The sequence below is a fragment of the Moorena sp. SIO1F2 genome (assembly GCF_010672755.1).
GTDB lineage: Bacteria > Cyanobacteriota > Cyanobacteriia > Cyanobacteriales > Coleofasciculaceae > Moorena.
In genome coordinates, this window is the sequence record NZ_JAAHFV010000044.1 from 1 (window position 1) to 18250 (window position 18250).

Consider the following 18250-nt stretch of genomic DNA (forward strand, 5'->3'; position numbering starts at 1 on the left):
CTAGGGGTTCTGTTATGTAAAAGCGAGATTCATTAACAAAATTATCAGTTTTTGATAAATTATATTTGGCTAATTTTACATTTTCATGAGGTTTAATATTAGAGCCAACACTTACTACCACTTCATTCACTAGCACTTCATTCATCGTTTAGCACTCAATTCTATAGACACAGAATCGGAAAATCGCAAAGCAAAAGGTTTATCAACTTTGACCTTAGCCCATATTATCCGGGGATTTTCCATTACAATATCTAAAATCATCTGGGTTAGCTTTTCTAGTAAATTAAACTTACTTTCTTCCACTGCTTTAATTACACGCTTGCTTAGGGTTTTATAATTTAGGGTATCTTCAACGCAATCGCTTTTTGTAGAATTTCCTGGGGTAAAGCCAGCCTTAATATTAATCACAACATCTTGTTTAGTTTTTCTTTCCCAGTCATTAAATCCTATTATCGTGCGGAGTCTTAAATTTTTTATTTCCAGCAGCGCTTCAACATAACTGTGTTGTTTTTGCCTCCCGAAATCATTAACTTTTATTGATGTGATATCAGTAAGTTTTGTCATTTTTTTGATGTATATAGTCTTGATTAAGTTTATTGTCAGCTATCAGCCGTCAGCTATCAGCGGTCAGCTATCAGCGGTCAGCTATCAGCCGTCAGCTATCAGCGGTCAGCTATCAGCCGTCAGCTATCAGTTATCAGTTATAATTGAAAAGCGGGCGGCTTACAGTTGATTACAAATGTTGACCGCCATCCACAAATAAAAACTGTCCGGTAACAAATTGATTAGAGAGCAAATAGCGAACAGCCTGACAAATCTGATCCACATTGCCCTGGCTATGCATGGGTACTCTTTGTCTAAGTGTTTCGATATACTGTTCACTTGCCCCGGCTGGAAGTAAAATCCACCCAGGGCAAATTCCATTCACTCGAATATATGGAGCAAACTCCAAAGCTGCCATCTCCGTTAAGTTAGCCAAGGCTTTCTTAGCTAATGTGTAAGCAGAATAGGAAAAATCATTCTTGTTGATTCTGGTATCAATAATATTGATAATGTTCCCTTTTTGATAAAGACGAGCAAAATCACGGGTAAAGAAATACGGAGCCTTAAAGTTTACAGCAAAGTGACTGTCAAACAAGTCAAGTTCCGTTTCTTTGAGGGTTGCTGGTTCAAAAATAGAAGCATTATTCACCAACACATCAAGCTCAGGAACATCTGCTTTCACCCTTGGCAAAAGATTAAGCATATCTTGGTCACAGGTTAGATCAGCTTGGTAAAACCGACAATTTCGGTTTAGGGACTGGATCTGTTCCCCTAGGATTTCCGCGTCTTGGCGAGAACGGTTGTAATGAATCGCTAGATCATAGCCCTGTTTCGCCAAGTCTAATGCGATCGCTTTACCAATCCTTTTGGTGCCACCTGTAACCAATGCCCAAGCCATACTGGTTTGTCTTTCTAGCCCTTAAATTATAATTACCCTATGATTAACTTTATCTTAACTAAAATAGTATATCAATGACTTGGCTGTTAACTACAAGTAGTAGGCTTCGTTAATAACCCACGCTACAGATAGAGTCGCTGCGTAAGTCTTATAATTGTGTTGATAGTCAAGCGTCAACCGTCAACTATCAACAAAATCAATGCGTATCCTTTTAGTAGATGATGAAATTGAGCTGACTGACCCCCTGTCTCGGGTATTAACTCGTGAAGGTTACACTGTAGATGTGGCGTATAATGGCGCGTCAGGAAATGAGTTAGCATCCCTTGGCGCTTATGACTTGTTAATCTTAGACTGGATGCTACCGCACATTTCTGGGTTAGAAATTTGCCAACAAATGCGATCGCATGACACCACTACCCCAGTTCTTTTTCTAACCGCCAAGGACACTGTAGATGACAGAGTGATGGGATTAGATGCTGGTGCTGACGACTATCTAGTTAAACCATTTGAACTGCGGGAGTTACTCGCTAGAGTCCGGGCTCTGCTTCGGCGTTCTGCTGCGACTGATGCCAATCCCAGCCAGCGGTTACGGGTTGGACAAATAGAATTAGACTTAACCAATCAAATAGCTTATCGCCACGGACGCCCAATTGAGCTATCAGAAAAAGAAAGCCAACTGCTAGCGTACTTCATGAGCCATGTTGGTCTATTATTATCCCACAAGCAAATTTATCAACATTTGTGGCCATCTGAGGAAATCCCAAAAAGTAACAATTTAGCTGCTCTAGTTCGTTTGTTGCGTCGCAAAATCGAAATTAAGGGTTCCGCCCCCCTGATCCATACAGTTTATGGTAAGGGTTATCGATTTGGTTGATTGTTATTTGTTAATAAATAATTTAACTTATTTATTGATTAGCCTGACTACAGGGGCTAAAGGACATGCGATGCAGCCGACATGGTCCGTATTTTTGCAGTGCTAACCGATGCTTTTTGGTACCATAGCCCATGTTGGCTGTCAAATCATACTCTGAATACTTGGTAGCTAGACGAATGATTAAATCATCACGCCACACCTTGGCTACAATACTTGCTGCCGCAATATGAAGCGATCGCTGATCCCCCTTTACTATATTCTGTTGTGGTATGGGTAAATCTGGCAACCCGTGTAACCCATCAATCAGACAAATATCGGGCTTAACTTTTAATTTAAGCACAGCCCGTTTCATAGCTAACAATGACGCTTGTAAGATATTGAGCTGGTCAATTTCTGCACTAGTGGAATAACCAATAGTCCAATCCAGTGCCAATCCCTGAATTTCTTCAGACAGCCTTTGGCGTCGCTTCCGGGACAACTGTTTACTATCTTTAACGCCAGCTAGAGCCAGTTGTGGCAAGACAGATACAGGTAAAATCACTGCTGCTGCCACAACTGGACCAAATAAGGCACCTCGCCCTACTTCATCTACTCCAGCCACTAAGGAAGGAGTACCGGATTTATCCGGTAACTCAAACACTTCAGTGACTTTGTCCGTTGTCATTTATCCAATGCTGAAGAGCGGCGACGGCGGCGGCGCACTATGGGGGGACTATTAATGGTGCCATTGGTAGTAATAAGTTGATCAGATCCAGTTTCTGCAATTGGTGTGGCAGCAGTAGATTCTACCAAGTCTGATTCTTCTAACTCTAGCTGATCGTCGATGGAGGATTGACTATTACTTGAATCGGTAGTTGAATCGGTAGTTGAATCGGTAGTTGAATTGGATAATTCTTCTTCATTATCCTCGATTTTTTCTCCCGGCAGTAACACTGAGATAATTGCTGACCTAGGATCTTTCACCTCTCGGTCTAAATTTAGTATAGGGGAAATGCCCATTAACGCATAAACATCTTGTTCTTCTGGGCTCATTTCAACCCTGACCAATTCTGGTGGTTCCTTTTCTTGAGCAAACTTGACTAGCTGAGGTTTTTCTACTCCTGAGGTGGATACCTCGGGTTCTGTGATGGCATCAAAGTTGGATGAGACAGAGATCACCCGATTGACTCCCCTAGTAATTGGTTCTTCCCTAATCACTGGGTCATCAATACGACGGCGGCGGCGGCGGCGATTATTTACCGCTCCCCGTTCCTGATAACTGGGGTGATTGAGCAAGTCCAAATCATTATCATTCTCAGAAGATAAGTCTACAGGTTCGGGGAACTGTGGAATGCTTCGCTCCGCCGGTAAGGGGATCGGTGCTAAGGTCTCTAGTGCTTCTGCTTCGACTTCACCGGGAAGATGTGCCAGATGTCCTAACCCGCCACAGGTAGCACAGGTTTTACCAAACAACTCGTAAATATTTTGCCCTTGGCGCTTGCGAGTCAGTTCCACTAAGCCAAGTTCCGAAAGCTGGGCAATCTGTGGTCGGGCTTTGTCCTCTTTTAGGGCTTGATTGAAGTGTTCGAGAACCTGCAACTGATCCCGCCTGGTGTCCATATCAATAAAGTCAACAACGATCACCCCAGCTAGATTACGTAGGCGCAGCTGGCGGGCAATTTCTGTTGCTGCCTCACAGTTAGTCCACAAAACCGTTTCCCGTGCTGTAGCTGAGCGGGTAAAGGAACCAGAGTTCACATCAATTACGGTTAGAGCTTCGGTAGGTTCAATGATAATGTAGCCACCAGATGGTAAATCTACTCTTGGCTTGAGGGCTTCTCGAATTGCAGCATTGACCCGGAAGTATGCCAAAATTGGCATGCGATCGCGGTGATGGTCAATCAAGACCCCCTCTGGTGCTTGACCTCCACTCCAGCTCAACAAGTGTTGTTTAACCCGTTTGACTGCAGTACTAGAATCCACCACAATCCGATTAACATCAGCAGTGTACATATCCCGGAGGACACGCTGAATAAAATCATCATCCCGATTAAGTAGGGCTGGTGCTCTGGTAGAGGTTGCTTCGAGCTGGACAGCTTCCCATTGTCTTTGCAGGTTTTCCAAGTCTTCCATAATGGCTTCTTCGGCTCTGCCTTCGGCTTCGGTGCGCACCAGCACTCCCATGCCCGATGGTTTGATTAGAATTGCTAGAGCTCTGAGGCGATTACGTTCACTTTCGCTCTTAATCCGCCGAGACAAGTTTACTCCTCGGCCATAAGGCATCAGCACCAAATAGCGACCGGGTAAACTAATATTACCTGTAAGCCTGGGCCCTTTATTACCAGTAGGTTCTTTCATCACTTGCACCAACACCTTCTGCTGGGGAGTCAGCAGTTCGGTGATCGCACCAGACCGGCGTTTCAAGCGCAATGGTCCTAGGTCTGTCACATGAATAAAACCATTGCGATCAGGATCCCCAATGTTGACAAATGCTGCATCAATACCCGGTAAGACATTTTCTACAATGCCGAGATAAATATCACCGACCTGGTGATTACCGGTGGCAACTACTAGTTCTTGAATTTGATCTTCCCAAAATACAGCAGCAAGTTGATGTTGCTCTGCAATAATAATTTGCTTTGGCATGCAATTTCCTCAAAACTTCGTGGTACGCTTAGTCCTACAGTTAACGATAGGAGTCGTACTTTATTTCTAGGTCTGAAATGTTCGGTGATTTACTGCCATTAAACTGATCGGCCACAGAGACTAATAAATAGACTATGAATAACTAGAGGTGCGACCCGTGATGGCGAGCAATGCCTTGACCGTAGGTCACGCGGGGCGCGTTCGCCATCACGGAAAGCCCACTTAACTATTTTGTTGCTCATTGTTTGTTCGCGTAGCGTGACCTACGGTCAATCGAAAACTGTAGTCAATGGCTGTAGTCAATGGCTGTAGTCAATGGCTGTAGTCAATGGCTGTAGTCAATGGCGGTGAAACTGTCTCGAAGCCCCGTCTGTTTAAAGGGGGGTGCTGACAGGGGGTTTGTTTGGTGAATGGGATTGTAGCGGCTCTGCTGATTGTACCACTTGGAGGTGCGACATTAGTTCTCTACTTTAAGACTCGCTTTCCAGTAGGATGTTCTGTCGCAAAGTCGAAAATTTTTGAGGTGCGCGCCCGAACGCGCCCTGCGTTGGGCTTTGCCTAAAGGCGCGACCCAAGAAGCCCGGGTTCCCGAGCCAAAGTAAAGCGCACAATCACGCGAATTTAAATAGCCAAGTAAGAGCGCACCTATGTGTAATTGTCTCGCAATCTGCCTCGCCTTTCCTATAATCCCGTAGGGACTTCGGGGGATGTTAAGCCTGACAAATTGATCACGTGACTCTTGTGGATTCAAATAATTCTAACCGATTTTCTGAGGATTTTGATTAACACTTGTGAATCCCTGTCTCTATCCAGTCGCACTCTGAAATATAGACAACGGATTACTTTGCCACTGATATAACTGATACAAAAATGGAGGTTAAGCCACTCCCCCCATCAAGAAGTGTGACCAGTGGCAAATTTAATTCCCATTAGGAAAGCGCACCTATGGTGACATACTCCCACACTGACAAGCACGGTTCAGTGTGGGCTTCTTACCAACTCCAGCTATTGCTTAGGATACTCGGTAAGCTTTATTAACGATACGGGATGCCCCTCCGCACCGGAACAATACAAAAAGTTCTATTTTTAAACACGCAGGTGGCGGTTAGCTCTTAATTTGTCTTCCCTGCTATTTTTATTATAACGTTTTTCAGGCTGTTTATCAGAGTTCCTGCCCGCGATTCATCCCGGAGATGAAACCTTAGAATAGGGCAGCCTTAATCATAAAGTTTTAACCCTTTTACGCATAGCCGACCAACCATAAAGGCTGCCCTATTCTTGCGGTAACTTCGTTCCCACACTCATGCTGCGCATTGAGGTGTGGGGCTTCTCGCGGAGGAAGCTAAAACAGGCTATGCGCGATGGTTTTGGCTAACCACAGCTCCGATAGCTGAAAGTCAGTTGACCCCTTATCGGCACTGTTCGGGATTTACCACAAACTACCCAGTTGCTACCAATCTCTCCAAAAGTTTTAATTTTTTGTTAGCTGACTATTTCCTGACCAGAGGTCTGGAAATTCTTCAGGGTTTCTGTCTATATCTCCTGAATCTCCCTGTTTCAGCAGCTTTACTGCTTAGATTTAGGGTCTTGAGGCACATATGTTTGCCTTTTTGGGGATGTGTTATATTCTCATCCCCTGTTGATTCGCCTAGTGACATCTCCCGAAGCTGCCCTAACGGGACATGACGGGCTTCTTAGCAACTCCAGCTACTGCTTTTGGATACAAGGCCGTAGGCCACGCTACGCGAACGATAAGCATTATTAACGACACGCGGTGCCCCTCCGCGCCGGAACAATACAACTCGTTCTATTTTTAGTTGGTAGGTGGCGGTTAGCTCTTAATTTATCTTCCCTGTCTTGATGCAGTCGCTAATGGGGGAAACCCCCGCAGCTCGGCACTGCATCGCTACCATTGCTAGTATATCACATTGGTAAGATCCTTTGGGACTCTTACCCTGCGCTTCCCATAGGACACCTAGCCAATAAAGGTAAAGTGCGGGGCTTTTCGCGGTTCAGCTAAGGAGCGAAATCTCCTTTGTGGTACCGATGTGATCGTAGCCTAGAAGCTTACGCTTTGCAATTTAAAAGCTGGTTTCGGTTACCCCACCCAAATTATAAAATATGCCTAGGGACTGCGCTCAACCATTTTGTTCAATTAATTTTGACAGCTTGAGATTGGCGCAGAGACTGAATCGTTGTGATCGTATGCTCAGCCACCTGCTCAATTTCTGCCATGGTATTAAAGCGTCCAATTCCAAACCGGATGGAGGCATAAGCAAGATTTTCCGGATGTCCTAGGGCTAATAGTACATGGGAAGGAGCTACAGTTGCTGAGGAACAAGCGGAGCCAGAAGAAACGGCTGCCACAGGCTGTAATCCTAGCAGCAGGGCTGCGCCATCTACTCCCTCCACACTAATGTTAAGGTTTCCGGATAATCGCTGGGTAGGATGACCATTGATCTGGATACTTTCTAGTTTAGAGAGAGTGGTCCACAGACCCTCCCGGAGTTCTATCAACCGTTGAGATTCTGAGGGTTGTTCTTCTAACCCCAGTTCCACAGCCTTAGCAAACCCCACAATCTGAGGGGTATAAAGTGTGCCAGAACGCATCCCTCGTTCATGTCCACCGCCATGGAGCTGGGGTGCAAGCCTTACTCTGGGGTTACGACGCCGGACATAGAGAGCCCCAATCCCCTTTGGCCCATAAATTTTATGGGCTGTCAAGGACATTAAATCAATCTTCATCGACTGCACATCCAAGGGGATTTTGCCAATAGCCTGGGCAGCATCTGTATGGAAGAGTACATTGTGCTGGCGACAAAGATCCCCAATCTCGGCCAAAGGCTGCAACACTCCAATTTCATTATTCGCTGCCATCACTGACACTAATATGGTATCAGGACGGAAAGCCTGCTCTAGCTGGCTTAAATCCACTAGTCCATCATCTTTTACCGGTAGAAATGTCACCTCAAACCCTAGGGTTTCTAAATAGTGACAGGGGTCAAGAACAGCATTGTGTTCAGTTTGCACGGTAATCAGGTGACGTCCTTTACTTAAATAAGCCTCAGCCACCCCTTTAATGGCTAGATTGTTAGCCTCTGTGGCACCACTGGTAAAAATGATCTCTACCGGTGTGGCATGGATAGCATCTGCCAGAATCTGACGCCCTTGTTTCACCGCTGCTTCAGCTTCCCAGCCATAGGTATGGCTGATACTCGATGGATTGCCAAAATGTTCAGTGAAGTAGGGTAACATTGCCTCAAGCACCCGTTCATCCATAGGTGTTGTGGCATGGCAGTCTAGGTAAATTGGGCGATGCATGGTTTTTCGTTAGTTAAAAATTGCAGCTGGATATTCCGCCTACACTCGTATAGTTAGGAGGGGAGGAATGCTGCGTCCCACTAATGGTTTTCCTGATTTTGATAGGACTGCTACGGGATACATTATGATCAACCTCCTCCCCATCACCTGATCACCTCATCATCAGGTGATAGGGACCACAGTTTTTGAGACTGCTTTCCTAGATCACCAAGGGCTACAGGTTAAAATCCCATTACCCAAGCGATGCAGTCGGCCAAAGGGGGTTTCCCCCCACTCGCTATTGCATCAAGAATGGATGGTTCATTTTCCATTGTCCATTTTTTTGCAGCTTTCGCTGTTCATTCTCCTCACAACCCACTCCACCCTTTAAGAATTTAGTGCAGTTCATCAAAACGGCAATTTTGACTGAATACGCTTTAACTCGAGACATGTTGAACAGATTGATTTAATTTTCCCTGGTGTCAAGGCAGAATTAACTACACGAGTTTTGAGACCGCATTTAGGACAGATGGGTTGATGATTAATGATCACCCACATGCCCCACTTGAACTCAATTACTTTTTCAAGCTCAAGCTGTTTCAGTCCTTGGGCAAGTCGCTCTTCTGAATACCGGCACTTCCTGTTCAATTCATCTTGAGTCAGTTTCCCATAGTCAGATGTACAGAGTAGATGAATGATTTTACCACAGGTTTCTTGTAAGTTACTTAATTGTTCTTGGGGAGCTACAGGCTTCTCGGGTTTGGTGTAGCGGGGAGGGCACAGTGGGTAGCTCGAGAAACTCACTCGATTCTGTGTAGTGACTTTCTGTGTAGTGACTTTCTGTGTAGTGACTTTCTGTGTAGTGACTTTCTGCTTCCAACCGACTAACGTTGAAGAACCACCGTGGCCACTTGTCATGGGAATGTAGCACTTATCTGACTTAATTTTGAGTTGCTGATTTTCCTGAGCAAGGGTATTGCTTTGCTTAGCGGTTACCCTTTTCTCCCAGTTCTGATGCTTTAACATATGGTGTAGATGTAATGTAGATGTTCAAACCTTTTCACAACCATCCTAATTTTGTTAAAAATATTGGACAACCGTGATTATACGTAAGATACTCTTTTGCCCACCGGGGAGTTGAGATTTAGTCGTTAAATTATTGACAATACTAGACAAACTTCTACATACTTGTCTAGTATTATGCATTACAGACCTCACCAATTTGCCAAACTGGTGTCTCGGTTAGAACCCTTCAACGATGGGATGCATCAGGAAAATTGGTTGCAGACAGGACACTAGGAAAGCACCGAGTTTACACCCAGAAACATATCAACGAATTGAAAGGCTTGTTACCCAATGATATGAAACGGTCTATTATCGTGTACTGCCGGGTATCATCTCCTTCTCAAAGACCAGACCTGGAAAACCAAGTTAAAGCTATGGATACCTTCTGTAATGCCTCTGGTCTCAAAATCGATCAAGTCATCCCAGAAATTGGTGGGAGTATGAACTTCAAACGTAAGAAATTCCTCAATCTACTATTCGGTATGCTTTCCGGGCAGGTCTCTACCATCATCGTCGCTCACAAAGACTGATTATGTAGGTTTGCGTTTGACCTGATTCTTCAGTTAGCCAAGTACTCCGATGGCGAGATTATAGCAATCCTATCTGATTCGTGAAATAAATGGGCTGCTTTAAGGCAGGAGGCAGATGGTAGATGGCAGATGCTAAGGGAGAAAGACTGAGTTTTTGAGAAGTCGAGTGATTTTACAAATGATTTAGGATTGCTATATCGATCAGCAACAATGAATTCCTTAGTCCCCAGCAGCAGATGCTGGAAGACCTCATGGCTATCATCCACTGCTTCTGTTGTCGGCTGTACGGTTTGCGTCGGTATCTCCAAGCGATTCAAGAAAAAATCAACAAAAACCTTGATAGTCCGGAGGATTGTGCGAAAGTAGAAATGGAAGTACAAGTAATGGTCGAAACTCCCATGTTTGGAATCAAGCGCGAACTCAAAGTCAACAACAAGGAAGCCAACTGGCTATCTCAATGTGCAGGGTTCTCTCGGTTCGTTTATAACTACGGACTTGGAATTATGAAATCATCATGGGAGTTTGAAGACATCAAAGCTTCCGATTCCAAGAGGTTGAACACAATTAAGAAGGTGTTCAACAATGTGACTAAGAAGAATCCTGATTTTGCTTGGTGCAATAAGTATCCAGCTAGGATTTACCAAAATGCGTTTCGGAATCTAGCTAAAGCCTTTAGTTGGTGGCGTAACCCAAAGATTAAAGCTCAAATGCCTAAATTCAAGAAGAAACGCCATCAGTGCAGTTTTACCGTTGATGATTCAAACGGAAAACGGTTGGTAAAAGCTGGGAAGACCATCAACATCCCAACAATGGGGACGTTCAGATTAAAGGAGGCTATTCCTTACGATTGCATTTCCCAAACATTTACTATTTCAAGAGAAGCAGATAACTGGTTTGTCTCTTTCAAAGTCGATGCTTGCCCAATGCCAGCGATGAAACACACTCAGCAAAAAGTCGGAATTGACCTAGGTGTTAAGTGTTTTGCGACTTTGTCCGATCGCACCAAGATTGAAATGCCCAAATCGATAAAGAAAGCGAAAATCAAGCAATCGTTGCTACAGTGGCGCAATCGTAAAAAGGTGTTAGGCAACGGTCAGACAAAGACCCAACCCAGTCAGAATGCTCAGAAATACTATCAAAGACTGAGGAAGCAACACAAACACATTGGGAACATCAGAGAGGACTTTTTGCAAAAGCAAACCACCAGGTTAGCGCAGACCTATCAAGAAATCAAGATTGAGGACTTGAACCTGTCTGGGATGCTGGCTAATCACAAGTTAGCTGAAGCCATCGCCTTACTGGGATTCTATCGGTTTTCAGAGTTGCTGACCTACAAGCAAGAATTCCACGGGTTCAAACTAACCCTGGTAGACAGGTGGTTTCCCAGTTCAAAAACATGCCACAAGTGTGACCACATACAGGATATGCCGTTGAGGGAACGGGTTTATGTGTGTGGCAGTTGTGGAAACATTGAAGACCGGGATTTGAACGCAGCGATTAACATAGAGCGTTGGGAACCAGGTAACAGAACACTGTCGATGGCAATCGATCAAACGCCTGTGGACTAGAAGTAGCCGACTACCTAGGATGAAACAGGAATTGAACATCAAACCAAATGTCTAGGTTTGTGTAAGATTCATGATGCAGTTACCACTGAGTTTTCACGGAGAAGATTAGCGATGGTCTATTCATGTTTTGGCAGGATGGTGGTATAGCGCTACGCTTAGCTGCTGGCGATGCGATCGCATGGTTGCCAGCTGGGGTCAATTTCGATTTCTAGTGCTCCCTACCAAAGCCGAGAATGACCACGCCCAAGCCCACACTTACCGGATCGGGAAGTGTTAAATTATTTCACCAGAACAGAGTGGTAAAAAAATTGGACACAAGTAAAGACAGTTCCTTAAAACACAGCAAAATTCACCAAAGGCTAAGTCAATTGATTAAGGTGCTGGCTCAAAAATTTGGTAGTGTCCGGGAACTTGGTAGACAAGTCAATGTCACTAACAACACCTTGACAAATTGGATGAATTGTGATAATACTCCCAGCTTAGAGAAGCTAGAGAGGCTGGCTAAAGGTATTGGTTGGACAACGGAAGAGTTGATCAGCTTCTTGGTCAGTGAGGAAAACCCGATCGAAGCCATTGAACGGAACCAGAAATCGAGTTCCTCTACTTTGACACCACCTATTTCCATGGAGCAGATTTTGGCAGAGCTTCAGTGGCGACCAGTAGAGCAATTAGTTGAGATTAATTTAGCGATCGCTAAACGGTTGCAAAGGGAATTCAGTGGTTCGACAGATACCACCGGCCTAGAGGAGGTGTTAAATCAGTCTCCTAAATTTGAGGAACTCAAGGGAGTGAAATTTATTTCACTGAGCTTAAAGGCCAGGCGACGATTAAAGAATTGGGTGACAATCTGCCAAAGTTATGTAGGCTTGAGTCCAGAGGAATTTATCCAAGTCGCTGTCGAGAAGCACAAAATTGACCCAGGAACCTTTGGGCTATTTTATAAGAGCATCATGGAACTCTCTAGTACTCCGTTTCCCCAGAGTTACTATGAGTGGCTTTTCCCGTTAATTTCTCCAGTGAGTGGTTGGATCGGGTCAGCACAAGAAACTCCTATTCTAGATTTTTCGAGAACTTACACAGAAACTTACACAGAACCTTGGAGTCATTTTATTGAGAATTTAGAAGACAGTGGTAATGGAGTGACTAGCAAGTCTAGTTCAGTTCTGTGTTAACCAGGTTTTATTAACGGTTGACGATTGACGGTTGACTGTCAACGGTGAAGATAAGTAAACTTTCTACACATAAACCGTTGCGTCAATGGTGCAGTTTAGATCAAAAGTTTAGATCAAAATAGCAATCCGTGTAGGAATTGTGATAATTTTTGTTCCCTGTTCCCTGTTTCCTGCTCCCTGCTCTCTGTTCCCTTTGCTAAAGTTTAGATCAAGTCACAGACTACCCGAAAACCAAAGGAGATATATGTAACATCCGGACTATTGAACAACAATGCGACGCATTCCCCCACCTGGCCGTAGGCCAAGCTACGCGAACGTTCAGGTGGGGGTTAAGGAGCAGGCCGTTACTAGTCGCTAATATCTAAAACGAAAATTACATGATTGCCGTCTTACTTTTCCTAGGCTAAAATATTAACTATAAACCAGTTTTTTAGGCCAGTGAAAACGCCGAATAAAATCATAAGAACCGATAAGTGGCAACTTAAACCAACTCCCGAACAAAAACTACTTTTCGGGGAAACGGTTAAGGTGTATCGCCGTGCTTGTCGATATTTGGTTGGCATTATTTATACTCACTGGTCTGATCTAGGTTCTTTGACAGCAGATCTGCTGACTCCTGCTGTTGAGCGCTTGATGCATCAAACAGCCAAGCGCCCCGACATCAAATACCCCCAATTCAATAAAGCCTTTTACAAATTTCCCAGTTATTACCGTCGTGCAGCAATCGCATTTGCAGCGGGTCTTGTTAGTAGTTATGTGACCCGTTACAGCGAATGGCGGTCGGGTACACGGAAACGACGCAATGCTAGTCCTCCACGGTTAAATGCTAATACTGGTTGTTACCCAGCCCTCTACAAGGGGCAGTGTTACAAATTACACGGTTTTGATCAAGTCGAAATCAAAGTATTTAATGGGTCTGATTGGATTTGGACTGGTGTCCAAATCACTGGGTTAAGGGAAAGACATCAGGTGGCTAGTAATAAGATGATGTCCCCTTCGTTGATTTTCAATGAAAGGTACTGTCATCTATCGGTTCCGTTTAACTGCAAACCAGAAAAACGGAAACCAGAAGCCAACGTAACTGCGGTAGATCTAGGGATTAATACCACCGCAACAATAGCAGTCGTAACCCACAGCGGAACTGTAATCCATAGGGAGTTTATTCATCCTGGGAGAGACATAGACCGCAGGGACAAGCGACTAAAATCTGTATCTGTACGGGCATCTAAGACGATGGGAAAGGGTGGAAAACTCCATAAAGGTTTCTGCTCTAAAACCTATCAAAAAGCCGCACGAATCAACAACCAAATTGGCCACATCGTTTCTAAGCGAATTGTTCAGATTGCTGATCAGTTTAACTCTGAGGCGATTGTTTTTGAGAACCTTAAGGGATGGAAGCCAAAAGGTGGAAGGAAAAGGTCTAACCTCCGGCAAAGGTTCCATGGATGGCTAAAGGCAAAAATTCGCGATTTTACGCTTGAGAAATGGGCTGAGTTAGGTGGAAAAGTAATAGAAGTTGTGGCGGCTTACACCTCCAAACTCGCCTTTGATGGCTCCGGCAAGGTCAAGCGTGATTCAAAGAATTATGCCCATGCAACCTTCTCCTCAGGTAAGCGGTTCAATGCCGATTTAAACGGCGCTTACAACATCGGTGCTAGAGGCGTGCTTAAACTCACTCACAGAAATGGTAGTGAGGGTCGTTCCAGCAAAAGTTTTGGACGACCGCCTAGAAGCTGGGCTTCTCTGTGTGATCTGTGGGCTACGGCTAGCCCTAGATTAGCATAGGACACCCCCACCTCGTTCAGGTGGGGGAAGCTTCATATTGCGATAATCACTATGGCAGTAGGCGGAACTGTTGAGCCAAGACCCTCCCCTGAGCAACCGATCCCGATCCTCATTATTGCTTAGCCACGCACTGCCATCCGATGGAGGACCCTGGTGATTTTCATGCCAATGGTCAGCACACCATTCCCAGACATTGCCATGCATATCGTATAGCCCAAAGGCGTTAGCTACTTGAAAACTCCCCACCGTCGTAGTTTTCTCTCGAAAGATACCCTTTGGCTGTGAACCATCAGTGTCAGTCTGATGACCATCGTAGTTAGCCAAATTGGTGGTAATTGTTTGACCAAAGTAAAATTTTGTGGTAATTCCAGCACGACAGGCATATTCCCATTCCACCTCACTGGGTAGCCGATAGGTGCGTCCGGTTTTTTGAGACACTCTGGCACAAAATTCTACAGCGTCATACCAACATATCTGCTCCACAGGCAGATGATCTCCTTTATCGCGATGGAAAAAGTGCTTCTGATGGACTACATGGAGAATTTTTACCAGTTGGGATAGCCATTCTAAGGCTAAGGTTTCGTCAATGGGGTGCTTCTTGTGTTGGTGCTGATACTCCTCTAAATCTAGCCCTTCAATGTATTCGAGCACCATGCAGTGCAAGTTGATCTCGTTGTTTCTGCAGGAGAAGATAAACGTTCCTTCTGATTTGGGAATTCCTGGATGATTCAGCTGACTCAAAACCCATGGTTCTTGCTCAAACAGCTCAACTGCTCTAGATTGATAGTCAGTCAAGACTTTGAGAACTTTGAGAGTGTTGTGATTACTTTTTTGATCACTGTTGTGATCAAGTACCTCATAGGTCTTACCGAAAGCACCTTTGTCACTGAGCAAGCCAATCACGCGATAGCGTTCTGCCAAGAGTAATTCCGAACCACAGGCTTGGCAGAATCGGGTATCTTCTGTATTGTAAGGTTTAGAACAGTCGGGATTAATGCACCAATTCATGGTTCCCTAGCTACGAGCTACTGATACAAGCTACTTAAGCGATCGCAAAACCTAAAAAATCTTCGAGGGACAGAAGCGCGATGGCACTTTACTTTAGTTTATGTTCACAACTAAACTAAAAATGCTATATAACGGTATCACTACTATAACCAACTACAGCTAATTTTAACTCCGTTGAATTACTGATGAAAATCAGCGAATTATTATGAAATAATAAAGATGTCGCTATTAAATATTTTTAGGATAGATTAGTAATATTAAATCATAGTTAATATGAAACATTATACAGATGTAAAATAGCCAAGGTAGTAACAGTTAGTTATAAGCAGCGGGTAACATTAGTTATTGAATTGATAAACACAGATGGGACAACAGTATAAAAAACTGGAGTTGAAAAAACTGGCATCCGGAAAGCACTCACTCTTACTCTAGCTCCGGTAACCATTAGCCTCAAGCTGAAAGCCCATGGGGGAAAGAGCTTTGGTGCTTGCCTGGCACAAATTGCCGGAATTGGATAGAATCAGTGACGGGATTTGCGATCGCACAACTCCTCCAAGGGCTAAACTGTCTTAAGCCTTAATCCTTTATTTTTATTATGCTACCTGGTCAAGAACCCCCAGAACTCCTGAAAAAACACCTATTTTTCCAAGGAAGACGATTTAGCTTCGAGGTGAATAATCTACGTCTTCCTAATCAATCAGAAGGGCAATGGGAATGTATCCGTCACCCTGGTGGTTCCTTGGCGGTACCGGTAACACCCGATGGGAAACTGGTACTCGTACGGCAATATCGCTTTGCTGTTAGTGGGCGTCTTTTGGAATTCCCTGCTGGTACGGTAGAATCCCATGAAAGCCCAGCTGAAACTATTAAACGGGAGATAGAAGAAGAAACTGGCTATCGCGCTCATCGCTGGAAATCTTTGGGTAAATTTCCCCTTGCTCCTGGCTATTCTGATGAGTACATTTATGCGTTTCTGGCGCAGGATTTGGAGAAATTGGAAGCCCCTCCTAAGCAAGATGCTGATGAGGATATAGAGGTGGTTTTAATGACACCAAAGGAGTTAGAACAAGCTATCTTGGAGGGTGAGCCAGTGGATGCTAAATCTATTTCCAGCTTTTTTATGGCTCGCCCGTTCTTGAATGAGTAACCTGATTCTCTTCTGGCATCGCCGTGATTTACGCATTTCTGACAATGTGGGACTAGCTGCTGGTTTTGAGCTCAGTCCCAAGCTTGTTGGTGTTTTCTGCCTTGACCCTACTATTCTAGAGCGGGATGATATTGCGCCAGCAAGAGTAACTTATATGATTGGCTGCTTACAACAATTGCAGCAAAGTTACAGACAAGCTGGTAGCCAACTATTAATATTACATCAAGACCCTAGGCAAGGAATTCCTAATTTAGCTGCTGCTCTGGAGGCTAAAGCTGTTTTTTGGAATTGGGATGTGGAACCTTATTCTAAGGAACGGGATCAAGCTGTAGCAGCAGGGTTGAAGGAAAAGGGTATTGCTGTCTATAACTATTGGGATCAGTTATTACACGCACCAGGAGACATTTTCACTAAGTCTGGCAATCCCTATAGTGTCTACACTCCTTTCTGGAAAAATTGGCAAGGTCAATCTAAGGCACAACCTGTAGCAACATTGAGTAGGGTTGAATCCTTGACGGAAATAGAACAAGACCATGCTTTGGCAGCAGGGGTGATTGATTTACCTAGTGCTAGAGATTTGGGGTATGTCTGGGAGAATGAATTGTTAGTGCCACCAGGGGAAAAGGTAGCCCAAGAGATACTGGAGAAATTTTGCGATCGCACTATTGGGGATTATCAGGAACAACGTAATTTCCCAGGGGTAGATGGTACCTCGAAACTTAGTGCTGCTCTCAAGTTTGGTGTGATTGGGATTCGCACGGTTTGGCAGGCCGCTCAGAATGCTTATAATTTGAGTCGCAGTGATGAAGCTCGTCAAAGTATCCAAACTTGGCAACAGGAACTGGCTTGGCGGGAATTTTACCAACATGCCATGTATTTCTTCCCAGAATTAGCACAAGGGCCTTATCGCCAGAAATTCCAAGATTTTCCCTGGGAGAATAATCCAGAATTCTTTCAAGCTTGGTGTGAGGGCAAGACTGGCTACCCGATCGTTGATGCTGCGATGAGGCAGTTAAATCAAACCGGATGGATGCATAACCGCTGTCGGATGATTGTTGCTAGTTTTCTGACTAAGGATTTGATTATTAATTGGCAGTGGGGGGAAAAGTATTTTATGCAGCGGTTATGGGATGGAGACCTGAGTGCTAATAATGGTGGTTGGCAATGGAGTGCCTCTAGTGGGATGGATCCTAAACCATTGCGAATTTTTAACCCAGCTAGTCAGGCTAAAAAGTTTGACCCGGACGGTGAGTATATTCGGGAATGGTTACCAGAGTTGAGTTCTGTGGATACGGAGTATGTGGTAACTGGGAAAATTCCTGAAAGCGATCGCGAAATGTGTGGGTATCCAGCACCAATTGTCGATCATAATCAGCAGCAGCGTCGGTTTAAGGAATTGTATAAGGAATTGCAGTGATGCCAAGGCGTTGCTTAATAATGGAATGATTTTAAGAGTGAGGTGGAATGGGCATCAGGCGTGGAACTGGCATCTTGTGTAGAACTGGCATCTTGTGTAGAACTGGCATCTTGCCAGTTTCCTCCTTATTTTCGAGCGGGCAGGATGCCCACTCTACTCCTATTGATTCCAAGATTCAGCAATGCCGATGCCAAAGATGGTGCGTTACGGGGCGGGCTGTCCCAACAATGGCGCTCGGGGTTGAACATGAGGGCAAGGCGCGCCCCTCACGCACCCTAGGTACTCTCTTCTTGCTCCATGGGCAGGAAAGCTTAGGAG

The 18250-nt window shown here is 44.6% G+C and carries 17 protein-coding genes and 3 pseudogenes; 12 read left to right on the forward strand and 8 right to left on the reverse strand.

Annotated features, from left to right (window positions below; all coding sequences use genetic code 11):
• Positions 1 to 141: 141 nt before the first annotated feature.
• Positions 142 to 564 carry a FolB domain-containing protein gene (locus tag F6J94_RS08490; protein WP_293039022.1) on the reverse strand — a complete coding sequence of 141 codons (423 nt, stop codon included), beginning with the start codon at positions 562 to 564 and terminating at the stop codon, positions 142 to 144.
• Between the two features lie 4 nt (positions 565 to 568).
• Here F6J94_RS08490 and F6J94_RS08495 point away from each other — a divergent pair, with 4 nt between their 5' ends.
• Positions 569 to 733 carry a hypothetical protein gene (locus F6J94_RS08495; protein ID WP_293039085.1) on the forward strand — a complete coding sequence of 55 codons (165 nt, stop codon included), beginning with the start codon at positions 569 to 571 and terminating at the stop codon, positions 731 to 733.
• Here F6J94_RS08495 and F6J94_RS08500 read toward each other — a convergent pair whose 3' ends face one another.
• Positions 734 to 1441, reverse strand: coding sequence for an SDR family oxidoreductase (locus F6J94_RS08500; protein ID WP_293021978.1), 708 nt, complete (start codon positions 1439 to 1441; stop codon positions 734 to 736).
• Between the two features lie 199 nt (positions 1442 to 1640).
• On the opposite strand from F6J94_RS08500, the gene rppA reads away from it, so the two are divergent.
• Positions 1641 to 2315, forward strand: coding sequence for a two-component system response regulator RppA (gene rppA, locus F6J94_RS08505; protein WP_293021979.1), 675 nt, complete (start codon positions 1641 to 1643; stop codon positions 2313 to 2315).
• Positions 2316 to 2346: 31 nt separating this feature from the next.
• Here the strand turns inward: rppA and F6J94_RS08510 are convergent, their stop codons facing one another.
• Both F6J94_RS08510 and F6J94_RS08515 read right to left on the reverse strand, forming a co-directional pair.
• The gene (locus F6J94_RS08510) at positions 2347 to 2979 is read right to left on the reverse strand and encodes a ribonuclease HII (RefSeq protein WP_293039025.1); all 633 of its coding nucleotides are present in this window, start codon (positions 2977 to 2979) and stop codon (positions 2347 to 2349) included.
• Positions 2976 to 4940: an Rne/Rng family ribonuclease gene (locus tag F6J94_RS08515; RefSeq protein ID WP_293039028.1), complete on the reverse strand. Its 1965-nt coding sequence runs from the start codon at positions 4938 to 4940 to the stop codon at positions 2976 to 2978. The genes F6J94_RS08510 and F6J94_RS08515 overlap by 4 nt, the downstream gene beginning before the upstream one ends.
• Before the next feature lie 1618 nt (positions 4941 to 6558).
• Here F6J94_RS08515 and F6J94_RS08520 point away from each other — a divergent pair.
• Positions 6559 to 6705 (forward strand): hypothetical protein, encoded by a 147-nt coding sequence (locus F6J94_RS08520; protein WP_293039031.1) that lies wholly within the window; start codon positions 6559 to 6561, stop codon positions 6703 to 6705.
• Positions 6706 to 7091: 386 nt separating this feature from the next.
• On the opposite strand, the gene F6J94_RS08525 is transcribed toward F6J94_RS08520, so the two are convergent.
• Together F6J94_RS08525 and F6J94_RS08530 are read right to left on the reverse strand one after the other, a co-directional pair.
• A complete protein-coding gene (locus F6J94_RS08525) occupies positions 7092 to 8261 on the reverse strand; it encodes a cysteine desulfurase family protein (protein ID WP_293039034.1) in 1170 nt (389 codons plus the stop codon).
• Between the two features lie 387 nt (positions 8262 to 8648).
• Complete coding sequence (locus F6J94_RS08530) at positions 8649 to 9266, reverse strand: hypothetical protein (protein WP_293039037.1); 618 nt, start codon at positions 9264 to 9266, stop codon at positions 8649 to 8651.
• A gap of 194 nt (positions 9267 to 9460) precedes the next feature.
• Here F6J94_RS08530 and F6J94_RS34185 point away from each other — a divergent pair.
• The 6 genes and pseudogenes from F6J94_RS34185 to F6J94_RS08555 all read left to right on the forward strand — a co-directional run.
• Positions 9461 to 9517, forward strand: a pseudogene (locus tag F6J94_RS34185) (hypothetical protein); the annotation flags it as partial.
• Positions 9518 to 9835 carry a recombinase family protein gene (locus tag F6J94_RS08535; RefSeq protein ID WP_293039040.1) on the forward strand — a complete coding sequence of 106 codons (318 nt, stop codon included), beginning with the start codon at positions 9518 to 9520 and terminating at the stop codon, positions 9833 to 9835.
• Between the two features lie 398 nt (positions 9836 to 10233).
• Entirely contained in the window at positions 10234 to 11403 is a 1170-nt protein-coding gene (locus F6J94_RS08540; protein ID WP_293039079.1) for a transposase, read from the forward strand.
• 127 nt (positions 11404 to 11530) lie between these two features.
• A complete protein-coding gene (locus tag F6J94_RS08545; protein WP_293039043.1) occupies positions 11531 to 11680 on the forward strand; it encodes a hypothetical protein in 150 nt (49 codons plus the stop codon).
• 91 nt (positions 11681 to 11771) lie between these two features.
• The gene (locus tag F6J94_RS08550) at positions 11772 to 12575 is read left to right on the forward strand and encodes a helix-turn-helix transcriptional regulator (RefSeq protein WP_293039046.1); all 804 of its coding nucleotides are present in this window, start codon (positions 11772 to 11774) and stop codon (positions 12573 to 12575) included.
• A gap of 438 nt (positions 12576 to 13013) precedes the next feature.
• The gene (locus F6J94_RS08555) at positions 13014 to 14360 is read left to right on the forward strand and encodes a transposase (protein ID WP_293039049.1); all 1347 of its coding nucleotides are present in this window, start codon (positions 13014 to 13016) and stop codon (positions 14358 to 14360) included.
• A gap of 48 nt (positions 14361 to 14408) precedes the next feature.
• On the opposite strand, the pseudogene F6J94_RS08560 reads toward F6J94_RS08555, so the two are convergent.
• A pseudogene (locus F6J94_RS08560) lies at positions 14409 to 14873 on the reverse strand (formylglycine-generating enzyme family protein); the annotation flags it as partial.
• Positions 14874 to 15368, reverse strand: a pseudogene (locus tag F6J94_RS08565) (4-Cys prefix domain-containing protein); the annotation flags it as partial.
• Positions 15369 to 15963: 595 nt separating this feature from the next.
• On the opposite strand from F6J94_RS08565, the gene F6J94_RS08570 reads away from it, so the two are divergent.
• The 3 genes from F6J94_RS08570 to F6J94_RS08580 are packed head-to-tail and all read left to right on the forward strand — an operon-like array spanning position 15964 to position 18211.
• Positions 15964 to 16515: an NUDIX hydrolase gene (locus F6J94_RS08570; RefSeq protein ID WP_293019401.1), complete on the forward strand. Its 552-nt coding sequence runs from the start codon at positions 15964 to 15966 to the stop codon at positions 16513 to 16515.
• Positions 16508 to 17932 carry an FAD-binding domain-containing protein gene (locus tag F6J94_RS08575; protein WP_293039052.1) on the forward strand — a complete coding sequence of 475 codons (1425 nt, stop codon included), beginning with the start codon at positions 16508 to 16510 and terminating at the stop codon, positions 17930 to 17932. Before F6J94_RS08570 ends, F6J94_RS08575 begins: the two co-directional genes overlap by 8 nt.
• A 42-nt stretch (positions 17933 to 17974) precedes the next feature.
• Positions 17975 to 18211: a hypothetical protein gene (locus tag F6J94_RS08580; protein WP_293039055.1), complete on the forward strand. Its 237-nt coding sequence runs from the start codon at positions 17975 to 17977 to the stop codon at positions 18209 to 18211.
• The last annotated feature ends 39 nt before the right edge of the window (positions 18212 to 18250 follow it).